Here is a 5,033-nt window from a genome sequence, read left to right on the forward strand (position 1 = left end):
GTTGAGGGCTGTGCGCTCATCGACGGGAGTGATGCGGCCCGATTGTAATTGATGTCCGGTCAGCGGCGGGCGGGCCAGCGCGATGCCCAGCCCATAGGCGGCGGCGTCGAGCACCAGATTGTAGTCCTCGAAGCGGCGGTCCTGCGGGCGCGGGCGGTAATCCATGCCTTGCGCGGCAAACCAGGCGCGCCAGGCCGACGCGTCGGAATCGTTGATCAGCGGATATTTGAGCAGCCGGGCAGGGTCGCCCCGGCCGATCTCGCGGGCAAGCTCGGGTGACGCGACAGGGAAGACATGTTCCTCGAAAAGTTGCACCGAGATGCGGCCCGGAATGCCGCCGCGTCCACAACGGATCGAGAGGTCGATGCCTTCATCGGCAAGGTCGGCCTGGCGGATGTCGACATCGAGCACGATGCGCAGCTTCGAGGGATTGTTTTCCAGAGCCGCCATGCGCGGCATCAGCCACAGTCCGCTGACCGAGGGAATCGAGGTCAGCCGCACCACCGCCGTGCCACGCGGCTCGACCCAGCGGTCGGAATGGGTCGATATCAGCGCAAAGGCTTCCGCCGTGCGCAGATGCAGCCTGTTGCCTTCGATCGTCAGCGAGACGCCGCGCGCACCACGGTCGAAGACTTTCAATCCCAGCCAGTCCTCGAGCTTGGCGATCTGCCGGCTGACGGCGCCATGGGTGATATTGAGCTTTTCGGCGGCCGCTGAAAAGCTGCCTGTCCGCGCCGCCGCATCGAAGGCGCGCAGCGTTTCGAGCGGCACCATTGTGTCCGAGCTGTGATCCATAGTCACAGGTGATCCTCGATTTCGTCGTTTGTCAACCGGGGTGAAAAGGCGTTTTCTGCCTTTCAGGACCGAAGAAATACGAGGGCGGTGAGATGAGCGAGATAACGGGCACGTTGAATTCGACACAGCGAATGGACACCACGGCAGCCATCGCTGTGGCGCTGACGGTGGTCGGCTGGGCCTCCGCCTTTCCCGCTATCCGAGCCGGTCTCGCCGCCTTCGGCCCACTGGAACTGGGTGCGTTGCGCTTTGCCATCGCCGCTGTGCCGGCGGCGATCTTCCTGGCCGTCAAGCGCCCGGCGCTGCCAAGGCTCGACGAAGCGTGGCGCCTGGTCTTTGGCGGCGCCATCTTCGTCGCGCTCTACACCGTCATGCTCAATTTCGGCGAACTGACCGTCTCGGCCGGTGCCGCCGGCTTCATCATCAATGTCAGCCCGATCTTCACCGCCATCATGGCGATGGCATTGCTGGGCGAGCGCTTCTCAGGCGTGGCCTGGATCGGTACGGTGATTTCCTTCGCCGGCATAGGCATCATCGCCATGGCCGATGGGCATGGCCTGTCGTTCAACACCGGTGCTCTGTTGGTGCTTGGTTCGGCCTTGTGCTCGGCCGTCAACACCATCGTCCAGAAGCCGCTGTTTGCCCGCCATCATCCATTGACCATTTCGGCTTCGAACATGGTGCTCGGCGCACTGTGCCTGGCCCCCTTCCTGCCGTCGGCCTTTTCGCAGGCGGCGGTCGCCGACACAGCAGGCCTCGGCGCCGTCATCTTTCTCGGCATCGTGCCCAGCCTCATCGCCTATGCCGCCTGGGCGACCGCGCTGTCGCGTCTGCCGGCGGCACGTGCCTCCAACTTCCTCTATCTGGTCTCGCCGATGTCCGCGCTGATCGGCTTCTTCTGGCTGGGCGAAGTTCCCACTCTGCTCGGCATAATCGGCGGCGCGCTGGCGCTGGGCGGTGTCATCGTGGTGAATTTGAAGAGATGAATATTGCCGACCGTCCGCTTCCCCCATTCGGAACGATCCCTCGATCAAACGCGTTTAGCCGAGGTTTGTTCGACGGAGGTCCGAATGCCGGGTGCAACGACGCACCGACGCATGCAACTGGATGATCTATCCATTTTTTATCGCGAGGCAGGGCCGTTAGAAGCACCTGTCTTGCTCTTGCCGCACGGCTATCCCTGCTCTTCGTTCCAATTCCGCCGACTGATGCCGGCGCTCGCCGACCGCTGGCGGACGATTGCATTCGACTGGCCTGGCTTCGGATACAGCGGCACACCCGATCCGGCCACCTTCGGCTATGATTTCGACGCCTATTGCGACGTGCTTTCCAAGCTTGCCGATAAATTCGGTCTCCAACGCTACGCCTTGTGGCTGCATGATTATGGCTCGCAGATAGGACTCCGGCATGCGATCTCACACCCGGAGCGGATCAGCGCCCTGATCATCCAGAACGGCGACATCTACGAGGATGTGCTTGGACCCAAATACGCCACGATCAAGGCCTGGTGGACCGACAAGACGCCCGGCAAGCACCGTCCGCTCGAGGCCGCGGTAAGTGAGGATGGGTTTCGGGCCGAGTTCATCGGGGAAGTGGCTGACGACGTCGCCATGCGCGTGCCGCCCGATCTCTGGAATCTTCACTGGCCACTGATGAACACGCCGGTTCGTCGGCAGATCGCCGTCGGTCTGATGGAGAAGCTGGAAGCCAATCTCACCTGGTTTCCGCGCTACCAGGCTTATTTGCGTGAACACCATCCGCCCACGTTGATCGTTTGGGGGCCAGAGGATGGCTATATGCCCGCGGCGTCGGCAAGGGCCTATCATCGCGATCTGCCCGATGCGGAACTGCATCTGATCGAAGGGGCGGGTCATTGGCTGCTCGAGACACATTTCGACGACGCGCTGGCGCTGGTCCGCGATTTCCTGGCTCGTGTTCACGGCTGATCACAGCCGGCGTCCGCTATGCCCAGTTTGCTGTCCGCCTGACTGAAGGAGAACCTCATGCCGACCACACCGACCATCGCGCGCATCTGGCGCGGTCGCACCCGCCGCGACATCGCCGACGCCTATGAGCCATACCTGCGTGCCGAGGGTATTCCGCCCCTCGAGAAGACGGCGCTTGGCGTCCAATTGCTGCGCGAGGACCGTGATGCCGAGACGTGGTTCACAACCATCTCCTATTGGGCCGACATGCAAGCGATGACCGCCTTTACCAAAGGCGAACCGACCAAAGTCCATCATCTGGACCGCGATGCCGAGTTCCTGATCGAGCTGCCGGAGCGGATCGAAATCCATCGGATACTTGTCGATCGTCGGGGACTGCGCTGAGCGCCCATCGGTGGTTCGCAACCTCTTCTTCTTCGCGGTGATGTCGCTGATCTGGGTGCTGACCTGGGCCGCGATCAAGCTCGGTCTCAATGACGCGCCTCCGCTCCTGCTGGCGGCTGCACGCTATTTGCTGACCGCTTTGGCGGCAGGAGCCTGGCTCTTCGGCGAGGCGGTCGGCTGGGCTGAAATCACCGGTGCGATCCTCCTGCTGGCGGCGGCTGCGATCGCGCTACTCAGGCCGCTGGGCGAAAATCGCGGGCGACCACATTGTCGGCCGGCCTCCTGACCTGCCGACCTCGAGCGGCGAAGCGATAGGCCCGCAATCCGTCCGCAGCTATCGCCGTCCGAAAAGCCGTTCGATATCCGCTAGCTTGAGTTCGATATAAGTGGGGCGGCCGTGGTTGCAGGTGCCGGAGCCGGGCGTCGCCTCCATCTGCCGCAGCAGCGCGTTCATCTCCTCGGCCTTGAGCAGGCGGCCGGAGCGCACAGAGCCGTGGCACGCCATGGTCGCGGCTATCTTGTCCAGCCGCTCCTTCAGCGTGTCGACCGTGTCGTTGTCGGCGATCTCGTCGGCGAGGTCGCGCACCAATTGCTGGACATTGGCCTCGCCCAGCATCGACGGCGTCTCGCGCACCGCGACAGCGCCGGGGCCAAAGCGCTCGATGCCGAGACCGAAGCGGGCCAGCGTTTCCGAATGCAGCGCAAGCCGCTCGGCATCCTCTTCCGGCAGGTCGATGATTTCGGGCAGAAGTAGCATCTGCGAGGGCACCGGGCGCGAATGCAGCGCATTCTTCAGCGCCTCGTAGACCAGCCGTTCATGCGCCGCATGCTGGTCGACGATGATGAGCGAATCCCTGGTCTGGGCGACGATGTAGTTCTCATGCACCTGGGCGCGCGCCGCGCCCAGCACCGCGCCGAGCAACGTCTCGGCCGCTTCATCCTGCCCTGCGCGTGCATCGGCGCTGGCAAGCGGACCGGCATCGAAAGCCGCTTGCTCGCTTTCTCGCAAGCCGCGCTGCTCGAAGCCCGCACCATCGAAACCCATATCGAGCGGCCGCTGCGGCGATCGGGCAGGATCGAAGCCGGACGGACCCGACGCGCGGTAGGCCGCGTCGTAGCTGCGGTGGCCGTTTGCCGGTCCGCCGTGGCCGTAGGATGCGGCCCCTGGCCGGAACGCCGCCATCATGCCGGCGGCACCCGTGGTGGCGGCGCGGACGCCGGCATCGGCCAGTGCCTGTCGGATGGCCCCGACGATCAATCCGCGCACAAGGCCGGGATCGCGGAAGCGCACATCGGCCTTGGCTGGATGGACGTTGACGTCGACGATGGCCGGATCGAGCGTCAGGAACAGCACCGTCACCGCATGGCGGTCGCGCGGCAGGACGTCGGCATAGGCGCCGCGTATGGCGCCGGCGATCAGCTTGTCGCGCACCGGGCGGCCGTTCACATAGGCATATTGCTGCAGCGCGTTGGCGCGGGTGAAGGACGGGATCGACGCGTGGCCGGTCAGATGCACGCCATCGCGCATCGCGTCGAGGGCAATCGAATTGTCGGGAAAATCGGTGCCCATCACCTGGGCGACACGACGCAGGCTGCCTTCCGCGCTGTCGTCCGCCGCCGGCAATTCCAGTGTCGAGCGGTCCGAGCCGGCCAGCGTGAAGCGCACGGCGGGGAAGGCGATGGCGATGCGCTTGACCACATCGCTGGTGGCCGAGCTTTCGGCGCGCTCGCCCTTCATGAACTTCAATCGGGCCGGCGTTGCGAAGAACAGGTCGCGCACCTCGACCGTGGTGCCGCGATTGGCCGCCGCCGGCCTGACAGGCAGGACGCGGCCACCCTCGATGCCGATCTCGGCGGCGCTGCCGCTTGCTGCCGTGCGCGAGCGGATCGAAAGTCGCGACACCGAGC

At 64.7% G+C, this 5,033-nt stretch carries 6 protein-coding genes; 4 read left to right on the forward strand and 2 right to left on the reverse strand.

The window, feature by feature from the left end; translation table 11 throughout:
• Positions 1-795: LysR family transcriptional regulator (locus tag EN969_RS16245; protein WP_127419242.1), on the reverse strand; the 795-nt coding region annotated here is incomplete at its 3' end.
• A gap of 92 nt (positions 796-887) precedes the next feature.
• Between EN969_RS16245 and EN969_RS16250 the strand changes: the two genes are divergently transcribed.
• The 4 genes from EN969_RS16250 to EN969_RS16265 all read left to right on the forward strand — a co-directional run bounded on the left by EN969_RS16250 (position 888) and on the right by EN969_RS16265 (position 3,411).
• Entirely contained in the window at positions 888-1,781 is an 894-nt protein-coding gene (locus tag EN969_RS16250; protein WP_013532338.1) for a DMT family transporter, read from the forward strand.
• 84 nt (positions 1,782-1,865) lie between these two features.
• Positions 1,866-2,741 carry an alpha/beta hydrolase gene (locus tag EN969_RS16255; protein WP_063167728.1) on the forward strand — a complete coding sequence of 292 codons (876 nt, stop codon included), beginning with the start codon at positions 1,866-1,868 and terminating at the stop codon, positions 2,739-2,741.
• A 57-nt stretch (positions 2,742-2,798) separates the two neighbouring features.
• Positions 2,799-3,125, forward strand: coding sequence for a hypothetical protein (locus EN969_RS16260; RefSeq protein ID WP_024504825.1), 327 nt, complete (start codon positions 2,799-2,801; stop codon positions 3,123-3,125).
• A 10-nt stretch (positions 3,126-3,135) separates the two neighbouring features.
• A complete protein-coding gene (locus EN969_RS16265; protein ID WP_063167729.1) occupies positions 3,136-3,411 on the forward strand; it encodes a hypothetical protein in 276 nt (91 codons plus the stop codon).
• A 48-nt stretch (positions 3,412-3,459) separates the two neighbouring features.
• On the opposite strand, the gene mutL is transcribed toward EN969_RS16265, so the two are convergent.
• The coding region (mutL, locus tag EN969_RS16270; protein ID WP_127419243.1) for a DNA mismatch repair endonuclease MutL at positions 3,460-5,033 on the reverse strand (1,574 nt) is incomplete at its 5' end.

The sequence above is a fragment of the Mesorhizobium sp. M7A.F.Ca.CA.003.01.2.1 genome (assembly GCF_003998945.1).
In the GTDB taxonomy this organism is placed as follows: domain Bacteria; phylum Pseudomonadota; class Alphaproteobacteria; order Rhizobiales; family Rhizobiaceae; genus Mesorhizobium; species Mesorhizobium ciceri.